16 protein-coding genes are annotated in these 16,447 nt (G+C 67.3%); 9 read left to right on the top strand and 7 right to left on the bottom strand.

Annotation, left to right across the window (positions count from 1 at the left end):
* Positions 1-17: 17 nt before the first annotated feature.
* The 3 genes from OG203_RS37245 to OG203_RS37235 form a co-directional block, all read right to left on the bottom strand.
* Positions 18-1,277 carry a deoxyguanosinetriphosphate triphosphohydrolase gene (locus OG203_RS37245; RefSeq protein WP_405161886.1) on the bottom strand — a complete coding sequence of 420 codons (1,260 nt, stop codon included), beginning with the start codon at positions 1,275-1,277 and terminating at the stop codon, positions 18-20.
* Complete coding sequence (locus OG203_RS37240) at positions 1,277-1,855, bottom strand: YdcF family protein (RefSeq protein WP_405168127.1); 579 nt, start codon at positions 1,853-1,855, stop codon at positions 1,277-1,279. The genes OG203_RS37245 and OG203_RS37240 overlap by 1 nt, the downstream gene beginning before the upstream one ends.
* A gap of 197 nt (positions 1,856-2,052) precedes the next feature.
* Positions 2,053-2,730 carry an MBL fold metallo-hydrolase gene (locus OG203_RS37235; protein ID WP_405161885.1) on the bottom strand — a complete coding sequence of 226 codons (678 nt, stop codon included), beginning with the start codon at positions 2,728-2,730 and terminating at the stop codon, positions 2,053-2,055.
* 380 nt (positions 2,731-3,110) lie between these two features.
* Between OG203_RS37235 and OG203_RS37230 the strand changes: the two genes are divergently transcribed.
* Both OG203_RS37230 and OG203_RS37225 read left to right on the top strand, forming a co-directional pair.
* Positions 3,111-5,084 (top strand): TPM domain-containing protein, encoded by a 1,974-nt coding sequence (locus OG203_RS37230; RefSeq protein ID WP_405161884.1) that lies wholly within the window; start codon positions 3,111-3,113, stop codon positions 5,082-5,084.
* Between the two features lie 44 nt (positions 5,085-5,128).
* A complete protein-coding gene (locus OG203_RS37225) occupies positions 5,129-5,947 on the top strand; it encodes a MerR family transcriptional regulator (RefSeq protein ID WP_405161883.1) in 819 nt (272 codons plus the stop codon).
* 110 nt (positions 5,948-6,057) lie between these two features.
* Here the strand turns inward: OG203_RS37225 and OG203_RS37220 are convergent, their stop codons facing one another.
* Complete coding sequence (locus OG203_RS37220; RefSeq protein ID WP_405161882.1) at positions 6,058-7,509, bottom strand: molybdopterin-dependent oxidoreductase; 1,452 nt, start codon at positions 7,507-7,509, stop codon at positions 6,058-6,060.
* A 137-nt stretch (positions 7,510-7,646) separates the two neighbouring features.
* On the opposite strand from OG203_RS37220, the gene OG203_RS37215 reads away from it, so the two are divergent.
* A complete protein-coding gene (locus tag OG203_RS37215; RefSeq protein WP_405161881.1) occupies positions 7,647-8,042 on the top strand; it encodes a PPOX class F420-dependent oxidoreductase in 396 nt (131 codons plus the stop codon).
* Positions 8,043-8,383: 341 nt separating this feature from the next.
* On the opposite strand, the gene OG203_RS37210 is transcribed toward OG203_RS37215, so the two are convergent.
* Positions 8,384-9,637, bottom strand: a complete 1,254-nt coding sequence (locus OG203_RS37210) for a phthiocerol/phthiodiolone dimycocerosyl transferase family protein (RefSeq protein WP_405168126.1) — start codon at positions 9,635-9,637, stop codon at positions 8,384-8,386.
* An 86-nt stretch (positions 9,638-9,723) separates the two neighbouring features.
* On the opposite strand from OG203_RS37210, the gene OG203_RS37205 reads away from it, so the two are divergent.
* Entirely contained in the window at positions 9,724-10,332 is a 609-nt protein-coding gene (locus OG203_RS37205) for a TenA family protein (protein ID WP_405161880.1), read from the top strand.
* Between the two features lie 72 nt (positions 10,333-10,404).
* Here the strand turns inward: OG203_RS37205 and OG203_RS37200 are convergent, their stop codons facing one another.
* Positions 10,405-11,325 carry an NADP-dependent oxidoreductase gene (locus OG203_RS37200; protein ID WP_405161879.1) on the bottom strand — a complete coding sequence of 307 codons (921 nt, stop codon included), beginning with the start codon at positions 11,323-11,325 and terminating at the stop codon, positions 10,405-10,407.
* 204 nt (positions 11,326-11,529) lie between these two features.
* Between OG203_RS37200 and OG203_RS37195 the strand changes: the two genes are divergently transcribed.
* Together OG203_RS37195 and OG203_RS37190 are read left to right on the top strand one after the other, a co-directional pair.
* Positions 11,530-12,255, top strand: a complete 726-nt coding sequence (locus OG203_RS37195) for a DUF899 domain-containing protein (RefSeq protein ID WP_405161878.1) — start codon at positions 11,530-11,532, stop codon at positions 12,253-12,255.
* A 56-nt stretch (positions 12,256-12,311) separates the two neighbouring features.
* On the top strand, positions 12,312-12,725 hold the full coding sequence (locus tag OG203_RS37190; protein ID WP_405161877.1) for a DUF1707 domain-containing protein: 414 nt from the start codon (positions 12,312-12,314) through the stop codon (positions 12,723-12,725).
* Positions 12,726-12,783: 58 nt separating this feature from the next.
* On the opposite strand, the gene OG203_RS37185 is transcribed toward OG203_RS37190, so the two are convergent.
* A complete protein-coding gene (locus OG203_RS37185) occupies positions 12,784-14,175 on the bottom strand; it encodes a glycine--tRNA ligase (RefSeq protein ID WP_405161876.1) in 1,392 nt (463 codons plus the stop codon).
* A 207-nt stretch (positions 14,176-14,382) separates the two neighbouring features.
* On the opposite strand from OG203_RS37185, the gene OG203_RS37180 reads away from it, so the two are divergent.
* From OG203_RS37180 to OG203_RS37170, 3 genes are all read left to right on the top strand, one after another.
* Positions 14,383-14,733, top strand: coding sequence for a metalloregulator ArsR/SmtB family transcription factor (locus OG203_RS37180; protein WP_328410690.1), 351 nt, complete (start codon positions 14,383-14,385; stop codon positions 14,731-14,733).
* Between the two features lie 3 nt (positions 14,734-14,736).
* Positions 14,737-15,183 carry a Fur family transcriptional regulator gene (locus OG203_RS37175; protein WP_405161875.1) on the top strand — a complete coding sequence of 149 codons (447 nt, stop codon included), beginning with the start codon at positions 14,737-14,739 and terminating at the stop codon, positions 15,181-15,183.
* A 135-nt stretch (positions 15,184-15,318) separates the two neighbouring features.
* Positions 15,319-16,305, top strand: coding sequence for a hypothetical protein (locus OG203_RS37170; protein ID WP_405161874.1), 987 nt, complete (start codon positions 15,319-15,321; stop codon positions 16,303-16,305).
* The last annotated feature ends 142 nt before the right edge of the window (positions 16,306-16,447 follow it).

Here is a 16,447-nt window from a genome sequence, read left to right as displayed (position 1 = left end):
CGGACCAACCCCGCTGCTCACCGACTGAGTTCGATGGCGACGCGTTCTAGTCTGCTTTCGGTGTAGGACGCGATCTGGTCGACGATGACGCGGACGCGGGCGGTGTCGTCGGGGGCGGCCTCCCACCACGGGAGTAGGAGGGGGTCGAGGGTTTGCGGGGCGGCGGCTAGTAGGCCCTCGGCTACGGCGTGGATGCGGTCGCGTTGGGCGGCCTGGCGGAGTTTGTGGTCGGGGTCGGACATGACGTAGCGGAGGGCGACGGTTTTGAGGACGGCGACTTCGGCGGCGACGACGTGCGGGACCTCGAGGTCGGCGCCGTAGCGGGCGAGGCTGTCGCTGCCCGCGGTCGCGCGGGTGGCGGTGATGGCGGCGGTGGCGAAGCGGCCGACGAGTTCGCTGGTGAGTCGTTTGAGCGCAACGGAACTGGCGAGGGTGCCGTCGTAGGCGGTGACCGCGGCGACGACGGGGAGTTCGGATAGTCGTTGGGCGGCGGCGACCAGCTCGTCCGCGGACAGGTCGTAGTGCTTGTGGCGGCCGAGGCTGGCCAGCGCGTCCTGTTCGGCGGGGTCGGCAAGGGCACGCAGGTCGATGCGGCCCGCGATCACACCGTCCTCGACATCGTGCACGGAATACGCGACATCGTCGGACCAGTCCATGATCTGGCATTCCAGGCTGCGGCGGCGCTCGGGTGCGCCCTTGCGGATCCAGTCGAGCCGGTCGGTGTCGATGTCGTACGCGCCGAATTTGGTGCCGGAACCCGTTCTGCCCCAAGGGTATTTGAGCGCGGCGTCGAGGGAGGCGCGGGTCAGGTTGAGGCCGGCGCTGGCACCGTCGGCGTCGAGCACCTTGGGTTCGAGGCGGGTGAGAATGCGCAGGTTCTGCGCGTTTCCTTCGAAACCGCCGTGCGCGTCGGCGAACACGTCGAGTGCCTTTTCGCCGTTGTGCCCGTACGGCGGGTGGCCGATGTCGTGGGCAAGCCCGGCCAGGTCGACCAGGTCCGCGTCGCAGCCGAGGCCGTCGGCGATGCTGCGCCCGATCTGGGCGACCTCGATCGAATGGGTGAGCCGGGTACGCGGGGTGTCGCCGTCGCGGGGACCCATCACCTGCGTCTTGTCGGCGAGGCGGCGCAGCGCGGCCGAGTGCAGCACTCGGGCACGGTCGCGGGCGAATTCGGTGCGATGACCGGTCTCGAATTCGCTGCGCGGCGGACCGAGCCCCGCGGTTTTGGCCCGCTCGACGACGAGCCGTTCACAATCGTGTTCGCCGTAGCCGTCCACTACTGTCCTGCCGTATATCGGAAGTCCGCCGCGAAATGGGTGAGCTGATACCAGAGCAAAGCGCCTGTCTCCCTGGCGATTCCGTGTGCCTGCGACTCACGGGTGTAGACGGCGGGCCCGGTCCTGGTCGGCGCGGTCCACGCGTCGAGGCCCTCGTCGCGGGCCATGGTTCGGGTGCGCAGCGAATGCCACGGGTCGCTCACCAGCACCGCGGAGTCCATATCGCGGGCCTGCATGGCCGTCGCGACCGCCTCGATGCTGCGCAAGGTGTCCGAGCCGGTCTCCACGGCCAGGATCTTGTCGCTCGGCACCCCGCGCGACTGCAGATAGTTCTTGCCCGACGCCGCCTCGGTGTACAGATCACCCTCCTGCTTGCCCCCAACGGTGATCACCCGCGGCGCCACGCCGAGCCGGAACAGCCGGTAAGCCTGGTCGAGTCGCGCCTCGAACACGCTGGAGGGAGTGCCGGAGTATTGCGCGGCACCGAGCACCACGATGGCATCGGCGGTCGCGTAATCGTCGATCCGCGCCACCTGCCACACCCGCAATGCCGTCCCTCCGACCAGCACCAACCCCATCAACACCGACCCGGCAACGAGCCGACGAACCCACCTCAGGATCCCCGCGCCGCGGCCTCGCGGCTGAACGGGGTCGGGCGCCGAATCGGCTCGAGCGCGCATCGTTGGCGAATTCACTCCCCAAGTCTGCCAGTACGCGTGCTTCGCCCGGGTTGTTCGGGGATCTACCCCCGTCGACGGGCGGACGCGGGTCTTCGCTACCAGCCGCGTTCCCGCCACTCGGGCAGGTGCGGGCGGTCGATGCCGAGGGTGGTGTCGTCGCCGTGACCTGGGTAGACGACGGTGTCGTCGGGGTAGCGGGCGAAGAGTTTGGTGGTGACGTCCTGGTAGAGCGAGTCGAAGTCCGCGGGGTTGGCGGTGCGGCCGAGTCCGCCGGGAAACAGTGAGTCGCCGGTGAACAGGTGGACCAGCCCATCGCCGTCGGTGAGGGCGAGAGTGACCGAGCCTGGGGTGTGGCCGCGGAGGTGGATCACCTCGAAGCTCAACTCGCCGATGTCGATGTGGTCGCCGTCGGCCAGCAGGCGGTCGGGGCGGACCGGGAGCGGGTCGGCATCGAGTTGATGTGCGGCAGTAGGTGCTCCGGTGGCGGCCGTCGTCTGCTTCAGCGCCTGCCAATGGTCCGGATGCTGATGCGTCGTGACGATCAGCCCGATCTGTCCCGGCGCCACGTAATCGATGAGTTCCGCGACGCGCTCGGATTCATTCGCGGCATCGATGAGCAGCGCGGCACCGGTGGCCGCGCATTGCACGAGGTAACAGTTGTTGTCCATGCCGCCGACGGACATCTTCACGATGCTGGCACCCGGCACGTCACGCTGCTGCGGATCGGCACCCGGCGACACATGGCCGGTATACGGGCGATCGATGTTGATCACACCGTCGATGCTATCGACCACCGCCGTCCCCAGCCACTCGGTCTTGATCAACGGGACGTGACGGCGCCTTCGACCCGACACGCGTCGCGACTCGCGAGTCATCCGGACGTGGAGGGCCCGAGACACGGGAGTCATCCCGACGCGGAGGGCCCGAAACTCGGGAGTAATCCCGACGCGGAGGGCCCGAGACTCGGGAGTCGTCCGGACACAGAGGGCCCGAAACTCGGGAGTCATCCGGACACAGAGGGCCCGAGACTTTGGAGTCATCCGAATGCGGAAGGCGCGGCGACTCAGGAGTCAGCGGGGACCTCGAGGCATTCGACTCGAGTTGTGCCGTTGACCAGCAGCCTGACGGACAGCTCGCGCGATAGATTCTTGCCATGCCGAATCGTGTTGCCCGCTGGACCTCCTGGGTGTTGCTCAGCGTGCTGTTCGCCGTGGGAGCGCTGTTCGGTGCGCCGACGGGGACGGCGGACGCGCCGCTGCGGCTGGATACCTATGTCGTCGATTCGGCCAAGGTGCTGAACCAGGGGCAGCTGGATCGGGTGCGGGCGGCGGTGGATCAGCTGTATGCCGACCAGCAGGTGCGGCTCTGGGTGATCTACGTGCACGATTTCGGCGGGCTCGGGCCGGAGGTGTGGGCGCAGCAAACGGCCACCAAATCCGGGTTCGGCGACCGCGATCTGTTGCTCGCGGTCGCCACGCAGGATCGCGCGTACTGGTTCTACGGCGAATTGCCAAGCGGTGTCAGCGATTCCGACTTGAACAGCCTGCTGACCCGCCAGGTGGAGCCCGCGCTGCGGGAGGGCCGGTGGGACGATGCTGGCGTCGAGACCGCGGACGGTCTGACGTCGGCCATGCAAGGCGGCGGCGTCAATGTCGGATTCCTGATCGTCATCGGTGCGCTGGTCGTGCTCGTGGTCGGCGGACTCGTGCTGTTCTCCCGCAAGCGGCACCGCGACCGGGCGAAGGCCGAACTCGCGGTGGCACGCGAGGTGGACCCGGACAACACCGCCGCGCTGGCCGCGCTCCCGCTGGCGGCGCTGCACGCACGTTCGCGCGAGGCGCTCGTCGAGATCGACAACGCGACCCGCACCAGCGCCGAGGAACTGGAGCTGGCGACCTGCGAGTTCGGCGCGACCGCGACGCTCCCGTTCAGTACCGCCCTCGATCACGCGAAAACCGCTGCCGTCAAGGCCTTTTCGATCCGACAGCGCCTCGACGACGACATCCCGGAAACGCCGGACGAACAGCGCACCCTCCTCGTCGACCTGATCGGCACCGTCGGACGCGCCGATCGCGAACTCGACGCCCAGGTAGCCGAATTCGACGCCATGCGCGATCTGCTGATCAACGCCGCCGACCGATTGGACGGGCTGACAAGGGATCTGGTCGAGCTGAAGAGTCGCCTGCCCGCGTCCGAGGCGGAACTGTCCCGGCTCACCGCCGCGCACCCGGCCAGCGTCCTCGCCCCGATCCACGACAACGCGACCATGGCACGCGAGCGAATCACCTTCGCGGAGCAGAACATCGACGCGGGCCACGCGGCACTCACCCAGCCGGTGGGCAAGCAGGGTGGCGCGGTGGCCGCGATCCGCTCGGCGGAGGCCGCGGTCGGCCAAGCCCGCACCCTGCTCGACGGAATCGACAACGCCGCCACCAACATTCAGCAGGCCCGCGACGGCCTGCCCGCGGCACTGGACGAGCTGCGCCGTGATATCGCCTCCGCCACAGAGCTTTCCGGGTACGGCGGCCAAGACCTGGCCGCCGCGACCGCGACCGCGCAATCCACCCTGGACAAGGCTGCCGCCGCCGCGACAGCCGACCCGCTCGACGCCTTCCACGACGCGGTAGCCGCCGACGGCGAGCTGGACCGCGCCATCGCCGCGGCCACCGATCGCAAACTCGCCGCCGAGGATCTGCGACGCAGGCTCGACCAGGCACTGACCGACGCCCGCTCGCGCGTGAGTGCCGCGGCGGACTACATCAGCACCCGCCGCGGCGGCATCGACGCCGAAGCCCGCACCCGGCTGTCCGAGGCACAACGCAATCTCGATGCGGCACAACAGCAGAGCGCCACCGACCCCGCGCAGGCACTGACCAGCGCTCAGGCTGCCGCGGATCTCGGCGGACGCGCACTCCAGGCCGCGCAGGCCAGCGTGCGGGCCTGGGAGACGGCCCAACCGGTGTCGGGGTCCTCGCAGGCCGGTGCCGTGCTCGGCGGCATCTTGATCGACGGACTGCTACGCGGAGCGGCGAGCGGCGGCCGCCGGTCCGGCTCGGGCGGCTGGAGCGCTGGCTCCTACGGTGGCTCGACGGGTTCGCGGCGGATCAGCCGGGGCGGCCGGTTCTGATGCTTGACCCTGACACAGTGTGAGGTCATAGACCAGGAGTCGTTATGTTCACCATCGGAGACTTCGCCAGACACGGACGGGTGTCGGTACGCATGCTGCGCCACTACGACGCGATCGGGCTGTTGCGCCCCGATCGGGTCGACGAGCACAGCGGCTACCGCTTCTACTCCGGCGCACAGCTGGCCCGGCTCAATCGCCTTGTCGCACTGAAGGATCTGGGCTTCACGCTGGAGCAGGTCGGCCAGATCCTTGACGACCAGGTCAGCGGCGCGGAACTACGCGGCATGCTCACTCTGCGCCGTGCCGAGCTCGAGCAGCGCATCGCGGGCGACCGCGCCAGGCTCGTCCAGGTCGAAACGAGGCTCCGCATCATCGAGAAGGAGGGCGCGATGCCTGTCCATGACGTGATCATCAAATCCATTCCAGCGGTCCGCGTGGCTGAATTGTCCGCTGTCGCAGCCGATTTCGAGCCGAAATCGATCAGCCCGGTGATCGGCCCGCTATTCGACGACATCTGCAGGCGGCTGGAGAAAGCCGGGGTGCCGATCATCGGCCCCGGCATCGCGTACTACGAGGAACGCGAAGACGGATCGATCCTCGCGCACGCCGCCATGCCCGTCGCCCTCGACCCCGCCGACACCTACGATTTCACCGTCACCGACCTACCCGCCATCCCCCAGGCCGCCACCGTCGTCCACCGCGGCAGCATGAACGAAGCCCTGGAACCCTGGCAGGCCCTCGGCCGCTGGGTAGACGAAAACGGCTACCGCCTCACCGGCCCCAGCCGCGAGGTCACGCTGGTCTTCACCGAAGACCCAAGCGGCTGGGTCACCGAACTACAGGAACCCATCGCCCCGAAGTAGTCCCGAGCTAGCTTTCAAGATCATGGGGAACTGGTGGCGGGGGCTTCTCGGCCGATGCCGCCATCAGTTCCCCATGATCTTGATCGCCACCCCCTTCTGCGGAGGTTAGGTCAGACCTGGAGGGTTACCGTGTGGAATCCCGATGGGCCCGTAGGGAATGGGGTGCGGTGGCGGCCCTGCTGGACTTCGCCGGAGCGGCTGATCGTCCTGGCCTGCACTCGATGTTCCCCTGGGGGCAGTTCCAGTGTGGTGCGCCAGCGACGCCAGGCGGCCGGGCCGAGTTCGGTGGCGAGCTCGGCTGGGTGCCAGTCGCCTTCGCCTATGCGGACTTCCACACCGGCGACGCCGTGCGGTGGAGCCCATGCGACACCGGCGATCGTGGTGCTGTCCGCGGCGGCTCGGCCAGGGGCGGTGACGTCGATGCGGGCCTGAGGCGCTACCCACAGTGGGCCCGCTGGCCAGCCGCGCCGCCACCAGTAGTCGACATGGCTGTCGTCGGAAAGTTCCAGTTCGCCAAGCCATTTCGCACCGGTGTACTGACCGTAGAGGCCGGGGACGAAGACGCGGGCGGGGAATCCGTGCGCGGGGGTGAGTGGCTCGCCATTCATGCCGATCACCACGTAGCCGGGCCATTCGCCGGAGCGCAGCGGTTCGACCGGCAGCGAGATCGTGTAGCCGTCAACGGCTCTGGTGACCAGCCGGGTGGCATCGGGCTCCGGGATGGCGTGCTTCAACAGGTCGGCCAGCGGCACGCCGAACCAGCGGCCGTTGCCCGCGCGGTCCGCACCGGCATGGTTGTGCAGGCACACCATGACGGCGTCGAATTCCACGGCGTCCTCGGCCAATTCGGGCAGCGACAGCCGCAACGGATGCGCGACCTTGCCGGTGACCGACAGTCGCCAGTGCATCGGATCGATCCGGGGCGCACGCAGATTGACATCGGCGACGTACATCCGACGCGCGGCGGTGACCAGTGGCGACAGCCCCGGCTCATCCTCCAGCCCGTCCTGCGGCACCACGCCCAGCGCGCCCATCGGCCCGATCCGGCGAATATCGTTGTCCTGCTTACGATCCAGGTCATGCTGCAACGTGTGCGCGGCCACGAACATCCCCGCGCCCGTCGCCGCCCAGGCCAGTGCGCCGCGCATCCCACGCGGCCGCCTGCGCAAACCCGCGGCGAGCACACCGGTGGCCGCGACCGCACCGGCGACGGTGGACGTCGACCGAGTCGGCTGTCGTGTCGCCAATGCTGCCGCCCCGGCACCGAATACGGCCGCGGCGGGCGTGCGCAATCGTTCGGGCAAGCCACCGACCCCGATGGTGGCCGCGAGCGCACCAACGCCGATACCGAACCGCGTGGCGGCCTTGTCGTGCCGACCGAACAGCGCAACGGCGGCCTCGACGACCGGCACCGGCACCGCATCGATGGCCGCCCGCCCGAGGGTGTCGATCAGCGACCCACCCCTAGTCGCCGCGACAGCCTCGCCGACCCCTAGCGCCGCCACCCCGACCGCGGCCGCACCGACCCCGCCGCCGCGCTTCCGGTCTCCGTTTGTCAGCACCTCCGGCACACCCGCTTCCACCCTGATCGTCCGCTGTCACCATGCATTCTGCCCGAACGGCGGCACCGGCCAGCCGGTTTCACCCGCAGCCCCTACGGGCCTACCAGCCCGTCGGCGTACACGATAACGTTCGAAAGATGAACCATCCGGTGATCCCCGACAGCTACGCCGACCTGCTGACCCGTCCGCTCTACGGACACCTGGCGACTCTCACCGCGGGCGGGGACCCGCAGGTAACGCCGATCTGGTACCTCTGGGACGGCGAGGTGCTGCGCTTCACCACGACGACCGATCGCCACAAGTACCGCAACACCCAGAACCACCCCCAGGTCGCGATCAGCATCAACGACCCCGACCAGCCATACCGCTACCTCGAGGTCCGCGGCGTCATGGAGACGGCCGAGCCCGACCCCGACGGCACCTTCTTCGACGTACTCGCCCGCCGATACGGACTAACCTACGACGCGCCGGTCGCCGACCACCCCCGCCGCGTCGTCCTGATCATGCGCCCCAGCCGAGTCAGCTACCAGTAGTCCGCTCCGGATCATCCCGCCAGACAACACATTCAACTGACCAACAGCCGGTCGGCATAGGCACCACCACCCAGCAGGCCAATCGCCGACCAGCCGCCGCGCATCGTGCCGATCACGCGACCCAACCGCATTAGCTACCACCACTCACTGAGCGGCCCGACCGGCCGTTCACGCATCGTGCCAATCATGCGGTTAGCCGAGTCAGCTACCAGCGGGCGGCTCCTGGATTATCTTGACCGACAAAGCATTCAACCCATACGCACCACGGCTAGCAACCGGCTGGCGTCAGCACTGCTACCGAGCAGGCCAACGGCCAGCTGGCCGTTCGCGCATCGTGCCAATCATGCGGCTCCGCCAGTGGGCCGCTCCTCGATCGTCTCGACGGACAACGCGTTCAGCTCTTTGCGCACCGCGACCAGCAGTTGGTCGGCGTTGGCACCACCGCCGAGCAGGCCAACAGCTAGTTGGCCGTGGAAGGTGTAGATCAGGAAGGTGATTGCGGCGGAGGCTCCGGTTGAGGGCCTGGGGTGGGCGGAGAGGTAGACGATTTCGTAGTCGGTGAGCGCGAGGCCCCCGGGGGTTCGGAACGGTGGTACGGCGCCGGTGTTGGTGATTGCGACGTGTCCGGCGAGGGAGTGGATTCGACTGGGGCCGAAGAAGTCTGGGAAGTGCAGCACCGACTGCTGCACGGTGCCGTCGGCCAGGTCGTCGCGTAGTCGTTGCGAAATCCGTTGGGCCAGTTCGATGACGCTCCCAGACGGGTCTACCTCGGCGGCGAACGACGCGAGTCCGGCCATATTGGTGCCCTCGGCGGGAGCCACCCGAGGGTCGAGGCGTGGCCGCATGTCCACCGGATACAGACAACCCAACGGCACCGTGCCATCGGATGTTTCGGATGCGTACGCGCGCAACAGCGCGGCAGTAACCAACCCATTGACACTGACGCCCTGCTGACGCCCAAGTCCGACGATCCGCGCCGTCACAGCTTCATCCAAGCGAACACGCCTGGGCCTGGCGAGCGAAGTGGGCGCCGAATCACCAACGGGGACAGGCACTACCTCCAGCGGACGCGTCACACCCTCGAGACCAGACACCCGCCCAGCGGTAATACCACGCCGCGCAACATGCCATTCCAACGACTGCGGATAGTCCTGCGGCACAACACTTATCGGCGCTGACTCAACAATATCCGTGTAATACCCCCAGAACCGCGACAACAGTTCGACGCAATGCCCAGCATCCGCGACACTGTGATGCGCGAACAGCGTGACCCGCCACCGATCAGCCCCGGACACCACCGCATCCAAATAAGCCAGCTGCGTCCCCGGGTCCACCGGCGTAGCCGGCAAACCCACAGTCTGCACATCCCCCTCGGTGACCGAGGCCCCGACTCGCGAATCCCCAGGGCGCAGTAGATAACCCGCCCCCGCCGCATCCTCCCCGATCCGGCAGAGCACCACCGGAAACGCAAGCTGCAATGCGGCGAAGGCCTCTTTCAACGCCGCTGTATCGAGCTGTCCCGACACCGACACCGACCGACCCGTGTACGTCCCGTGCCGAACAAACCGCTGTTCCGACGGCGCAAGCACGCGCACCACTTCATCCTCATCCCGCAACACCTCGCAAGCGTGCGGCAACACCGGCCGGGGCGCAAACGAGGGAATGCGCAAGACTGGCAGACATGAGTCTCGCCGCACATCTGGAAGAACTCGGCCGTCCCCTGGTCGAGCATCAGCTCGACCATCCCACCGTGGCCGGCATAGCCAAGGGTGACCTGCCCGAGCCGATCTTCCGGTCCTGGCTCGAGCAGGACTACCTCTTCCTGCTCGACTACGTCCGCGTATTCAGCCGCCTGGCCTGGCAGGCCCCGTCGGCGCACCTCGGCGACCTGGTCGATCTGGCGCACGCCACCTACCACGACGAGCTCGCACTGCATCGCTCACTGGCCGCGGAGTTCGGCGCCGACCTCGACGGTGCCACCAAAGGCGTTGCCTGCCAGGCATATACGACGTTCCTGCTCGACTCGGCCGCCACCTACGCCGAGGGCCTCGCCGCCATGTACCCGTGCATGTGGGGCTACTCCACCCTCGGTGCGCGCCTGGCCAAGAACCCGCCCGCCGAGCCGCGCTACCGCCGCTGGGTCGACACCTATGCCGACCCCGGTTTCGCCGCCCTCACCCGCCGCTGCGCGCAGATGATCGATGAGGCAGGTGCCGACCCAGACCGCGCGGAACAACTGTTCCGGGAGGGCATGCGCCACGAACTCGCTTTCTGGGACGTCCCCCGCTAAGGACGCACGCCGTTGATTTCCCGCACTTGGAATCGCATGCGAGGTGCGGGAAATCAAGAGTGGCGCGGGAACTCAGGGATGCAGCACGATCTTGCCGCGCGTGTGCCGCCGCTCGAGATCGCGGTACGCCTCCTGCACCTTGTCCAGCGGATACACCGCGGCAATCGGCACCTCGACGGTGCCAGCGGCGGCGAGATCGGCCAGCTCGGTGAGCACATCGATCGTGCCCGCGGCGGCATTGCCATCGGCCTTCACCCCGTACTTCTCCGCAGCGGCGAAGTTGATGATGGTGTCGATGCGCTCCACCGGAACCCCGAGCTCGATGGCAATGTCCACATAGTCGGCACCGAACGTATCGATGAACGCGTCCACACCATTGGGCGCGGCGGCCCGCAGCCGATCGATCAGTCCATCGCCGTACGCGACCGGCGTCACACCGACCTTCCGCAGCCAGTCATGGTTGCTCGCACTCGCGATGCCGATCACCTCGGCCCCGCGCGCACGCAACAGCTGCACCGCGATCGACCCGACGCCTCCCGCGGCACCGGACACGACGACGGTATCGCCCTCGTTGGCCTCCACCACCCGGATCGCCGCGAAAGCCGTTGTGCCAGCGACATATAACGCGCCGGCGACATCCCAATCCAACCCGGCGGGCTTGGGCGTCACCTGCGTGAAGGGCACCACAACGTGTGTCGCGTGACTGGCCCGGTCGTCGGTGAACCCGAGCACCTCGTCACCGACCTCGATACCGCCGACATCGGCACCGATCTCCACGATCCGCCCCGCGAAATCGGTCCCCTCCCCCGACGGAAACGTCGCGGGCCAGCGGTCGTGCAACGCACCGCTACGGATCATCGCCTCGCCCGGATTGAGGCCCGCCGCGACCACCGCGACCACCACCTGCCCGGTCCCCGCGGTCGGCGTCGGTACCTCGACCACCGTCAACTCATCAATCCCGCCATAACGATCGAACTTCACCGCTCTTGCCATGCTGGGCTCCTCGTTTCGGTGACTTGTTGCACGTCGAGCGTCAACTGTCCACCCGGGCCGGTTAATTCCCGCCGGACCACATCCGGAAACTCCGGCAGCACCAGGGCCGTCAAGCCCTCTGAACACGCCAAGACGCTACCGACCGATGTGTTCGCCCCGATCAGCCGGTCTACACACATGGACCACTGAACCAAGGGAGAACTCATGAACCGCCCGGCCGTAGCAACCCCCGACGAATGGCTGGCGGCCCGCAAGAGCCTGCTGGCCGAGGAGAAGGCACTCACCCGCCAGCAGGACGAGCTCGCCGCCAAGCGCCGCACCCTGCCGATGGTCGCGATCGACAAGGACTACGTATTCGAAGGCGCCACAGGCAAACTCACGCTGAGCGAACTGTTCGAGCAACGTCGCCAACTCATCGTCTACCACATGATGTGGCGCTGGGACCTGGACGCGGGCTGCCCCAGCTGCGCGTTCCTGCTGGACAACGTCGGCAACCTCGCCCACCTGCACCACCAGAACACCTCGTTCGCGGTGGTGTCCCGCGGCCCGTGGGACACGCTGAACCGCTATCGCGAGCGGATGGGCTGGACCTTCCCCATGTACTCCTCGCACGGCAGCGATTTCAACTACGACTACCACGTCACCCAGGACGACTCCGTCACGCCGGTCGAATACAACTTCCGCACCAGGAACGAGATCGAAACCAGCGGCCAGACTTGGCAACTCGACGGCGAGCAGCCCGGCACCAGCGTCTTCTGGCGCGACGACGACGGGGCGGTCTTCCACACCTACTCCTCCTACGCCCGCGGCGGCGATATCCACATCGGCACCCACAACTACCTTGACCTCACCCCGCTCGGCAGGCAGCAGCACGTCGGCGAGGCGGTGCACCACGACAGCTACGACTCGAATGGGCCGCACTGCCACTGAAAGTCAGTGCACCCATTGATGCGCGGATCGCCCGCCACCGCCCTACGCTGGCAATCGTGGGTGCGGAGCATGTGCGGGCGTCTGATGCGGACCGCGAGAAGATCGTCGAACGACTGCGGCTCGCGATGAACGAGGGCAGGCTGACGCTGCACGAGTTCGACGACCGGCTGCAGCAGGTGTACAACGCCAAGACCTACGGCGAGCTGACCCCGGTGCTGGCCGACCTTCCCGCGCAACGTGGTTCGCGCGCGGCGGCGACCAGGCGGATACCGCAGTGGGTCGTCATAATGTGGATCCCGTGGGTCTTCGTGAACATGCTGACCCTGTTGATCTGGGTGGCCACCGGCGCGGGCTACTTCTGGCCGTTCTGGGTGGAGGTGCCGTGGGGCATGGCGCTGCTCATTCCGACGGCGATCGGAATCACCGTGCAGGGCAACGGTTCCGAGCCGAAGACGCCACCGAGTCACTGAACGACGAACGACCCGCACCGATCCACTCGGCGCGGGTCGTCACGATGTCGCGAAAAGCTCAGGACCCCAGCAGATGCTGAGCGAGATAGCCCTCGACCTTGTCCAGCGCGATCCGCTCCTGCGTCATCGAGTCACGCTCGCGAATGGTCACCGCCTGATCATCGAGGGTGTCGAAGTCGACGGTGATGCAGAACGGGGTGCCGATCTCGTCCTGACGACGGTAGCGGCGGCCGATGGCGCCCGCGTCGTCGAACTCCACATTCCAGTTCCGGCGCAGTTGCGCGGCAAGGTCTTTCGCCTTCGGCGTCAGATCAGCGTTGCGCGACAACGGAAGTACGGCGGCCTTGACCGGGGCGAGCCTGCGGTCGAGCCGCAGCACGGTGCGAGTGTCCACGCCGCCCTTGGCATTCGGCGCCTCGTCCTCGGCGTAGGCGTCGACCAGGAACGCCATCAGCGAGCGGGTCAGACCGGCCGCCGGCTCGATGACGTAGGGCACGTAGCGCTCGTTGGTGGTCTGGTCGAAGAAGCTGAGCTCGGTGCCCGAGTGCTCGGAATGCGTCTTGAGGTCGAAGTCGGTGCGGTTGGCCACGCCCTCGAGCTCACCCCACTCGTTACCCTGGAAGCCGAAGCGGTACTCGATGTCGGTGGTGCCCGCCGAGTAGTGCGACAGCTTTTCCTTCGGGTGCTCGTAGAGCCGCAGGTTGTCCGGGTTGATGCCGAGGTCGGTGTACCAGGAGAAGCGGGTCTCGATCCAGTACTTGTGCCACTGCGCGTCCTCGCCGGGCTTGACGAAGAACTCCATCTCCATCTGCTCGAACTCGCGGGTGCGGAAGATGAAGTTGCCGGGGGTGATCTCGTTGCGGAAGCTCTTGCCGATCTGCGCGATGCCGAACGGCGGCTTCTTGCGCGCGGTGGTCATCACGTTGGCGAAGTTGACGAAGATGCCCTGCGCGGTCTCGGGCCGCAGGTAGTGCATGCCCTCCTCGGACTCGATCGGGCCGAGGTAGGTCTTGAGCATCATGTTGAAGTCGCGCGGCTCGGTCCACTTGCCGACGGTGCCGCAGCTGGTGCAGGCGATCAGCTCCATCGAGACCGTGTCGGGGTCGTCGATCTTGTGCTTTAGCGCGTACGCCTCCTGCAGGTGGTCCTGCCGGAAACGGTGGTGGCAGTTCAGGCACTCCACCAGCGGATCGTTGAACACCCCGACGTGGCCCGAGGCCACCCACACCTGACGCGGCAGGATCACCGACGAGTCGAGGCCGACGATGTCCTCGCGGCTGGTGACCATGGAACGCCACCACTGCCGTTTGATGTTCTCCTTGAGCTCGACGCCGAGCGGACCGTAGTCCCAGGCCGACTTGGTGCCTCCGTAGATCTCACCGCTCGGGTACACCAGACCCCGGCGCTTGGCGAGGTTGGCAACGGTGTCCACCTTCGACTTGGGTGCCACTCGAGAATTCTCCATCCACTACGAGTCGGATTCATTCGGTCCGATCAGACCTCGCCCACAGACTATCGGCCCTGCCCAATCGAGTTTCCACCGCACGGCAACCTCGCCGTGTCACCGACACCGGATCACCGGCTTGCGGCGCGCCCGTTTGACATGCGCAACTATGCATATCAAAATGGGATCGCTTTCCAATAAGGAGTTGGTGCCATGACCGCCGAGACCGCCACCGCCCATCCGCACAACCCGTACCGCTCGCCCGCCCCCGCGGCGGTGCCAGCGCGGACCGTGCTCGAGGACGCGGGCGAGTTGCTTCGCGCCCTGGCCGCACCGGTCCGCATCGCCATTGTGCTGCAACTGCGCGAGTCGCCGCGCTGTGTGCACGAGCTGGTCGATGCGCTCGGCGTCACCCAACCGCTGGTCAGCCAGCATCTGCGCATCCTCAAGTCCGCGGGCGTCGTACACGGCGAGCGGTCCGGTCGCGAGGTGCTCTACGAACTCGTCGACGACCATCTCGCGCACATCGTGGTCGACGCCGTCGCGCACGCCGAGGAAGGGTAATTCGTGCCAGAGAACAGTGTCGTTCCGCAGAAGGCGGTCGGCATCCGCAGCACCAGACAGCGCAGTGCCATCGCGGCATTGCTCAGTGACATCGAAGAGTTCCGTTCCGCGCAGGAACTGCACGACGAGTTACGCAAGCGCGGCGAGGGCATCGGCCTGACGACGGTCTATCGCACGCTGCAGTCGCTGGCCGACGCGGGCATGGTCGACGTATTGCGCACCGACACCGGCGAATCCGTCTACCGTCAGTGCTCGACCGGGCATCATCACCATCTGGTCTGTCGGCACTGCGGGCGCACCGTCGAGGTGGAGGGGCCGACCGTGGAGGCCTGGGCCGGTGCCATCGCGCGCGAGCACGGCTTCACCGAGGTCAGCCACACCATCGAGGTGTTCGGCACCTGCCAGTCCTGCGCGTCGTCGGGCAACGGCGACGGCGGGACCGTCGTATAACGCACGCTTCGGTCCGCCCAACGGACCGGTCCCTGGTTAACATCGCCGCTGCCCGTGCAGATTTCAACGCGAACCCAAGAACGCCCGGCCGACCCGGGCGTCGCGCTCTGGGGTTGCACATCTTCTGGAGGCAGCGTGCGCTCGACCATTTCATCCGTAGTTCCGGCGCGTAATCGCCGAATCCGCACCGCCGCAGGAGCCGCCGCGCTGATCAGCGCGGCCGCGATGGTCCTGACGGCATGCAACGACAAGGACGGCGCGGCGACACCAGTCTCGGCGGCACCGGCCACCAGCGTGGCCGCCAACGGCGCGCCGAACAGCAGCAACACGGGCGGCGCGAGCCAGTCGACGGTGCGGACCGTCGGCAAGACCGGCTGGTACGAGGGCTTCGACATCACCGTCAACAAGGCCACCGTCGTGCCCGACGAATTCGGCGGCGCCAAGGTGTTGATCGACATCACTTACAAGAACACCACTCTCGACAACAAGACGATCAGCACCAACACCTCGTTGCTCGTCGGCGGTCAGGTCGACGGCGGCGCGAGCTGGGACAACCCGACGGTGCCCGGCGGCGGCTCGGCCGCGGGCAAGGTGACCACGTCGGTCAAGTCCGCCAAGGACGCCGACCATCTGATCGACACGATGACCGTTGTCTACGGGCAGGCCTCGGACAACCAGACCAAGATTCCGCTCAGCGCCGCGGGCGCGGTCGAGAGCGTGCAGCCCAAGACGCTGCCCGTCACCGGCACGCTCACGCAGGACCAGACCACGATCGAGGTGACCGGGGGCAAGCTCAGCCCGAGCTACACCAAGGACGAGAACGGCAAGTACGAGCTCGCCCTGCACATCAAAATCATTGGCGGGCCTGGCATCTCCGCGGGCGGGGCCAACATCTTCACCGAGTACTTCTCGGTGAAGACCCCGGACGGCCAGAGCCTGGTCGCCGACGACCGCGGCACCATCAACGAACTGCTCGACGCGGGCAAGACCATCGACAACGCCAAGGACTACGTCGTCTTCGTCGTCCCCGCCCCCGGCACCGGCCCCTATGTCCTGACCTACAACAGCCAGAAGGCCGACGGCGCCGCCACCGCCCCGACCCTCCCCTTCACCGTCAGCTGACCATCGGACCGAGATAACTGCTCAGCCCCGCAAAACGGCCCCGGAGATCTTCTCCTGGGCCGTTTTCCGTCCCCCAACCTCTTTCCATCCACGCCGCCCCCGGCAACGAACACCTGATCGACACTTGTTGCTACCGAAGGGG

It is taken from the genome of Nocardia sp. NBC_01499 (assembly GCF_045040275.1).
In the GTDB taxonomy this organism is placed as follows: Bacteria; Actinomycetota; Actinomycetes; order Mycobacteriales; family Mycobacteriaceae; genus Nocardia.
This window is presented reverse-complemented; position numbering and strand designations above follow the sequence as displayed.

Bases quoted from the DNA above. Each gene is read 5' to 3' on its own strand.
- OG203_RS37195 (WP_405161878.1), top strand. From the start codon at position 11,530: ATGAACCGCCCGGCCGTAGCAACCCCCGACGAATGGCTGGCGGCCCGC.
- OG203_RS37225 (WP_405161883.1), top strand. From the start codon at position 5,129: ATGTTCACCATCGGAGACTTCGCCAGACACGGACGGGTGTCGGTACGC.
- OG203_RS37215 (WP_405161881.1), top strand. From the start codon at position 7,647: ATGAACCATCCGGTGATCCCCGACAGCTACGCCGACCTGCTGACCCGT.
- OG203_RS37230 (WP_405161884.1), top strand. From the start codon at position 3,111: ATGCCGAATCGTGTTGCCCGCTGGACCTCCTGGGTGTTGCTCAGCGTG.
- OG203_RS37240 (WP_405168127.1), bottom strand. From the start codon at position 1,855: ATGGGGTTGGTGCTGGTCGGAGGGACGGCATTGCGGGTGTGGCAGGTG.
- OG203_RS37200 (WP_405161879.1), bottom strand. From the start codon at position 11,325: ATGGCAAGAGCGGTGAAGTTCGATCGTTATGGCGGGATTGATGAGTTG.
- OG203_RS37205 (WP_405161880.1), top strand. From the start codon at position 9,724: ATGAGTCTCGCCGCACATCTGGAAGAACTCGGCCGTCCCCTGGTCGAG.
- OG203_RS37180 (WP_328410690.1), top strand. From the start codon at position 14,383: ATGACCGCCGAGACCGCCACCGCCCATCCGCACAACCCGTACCGCTCG.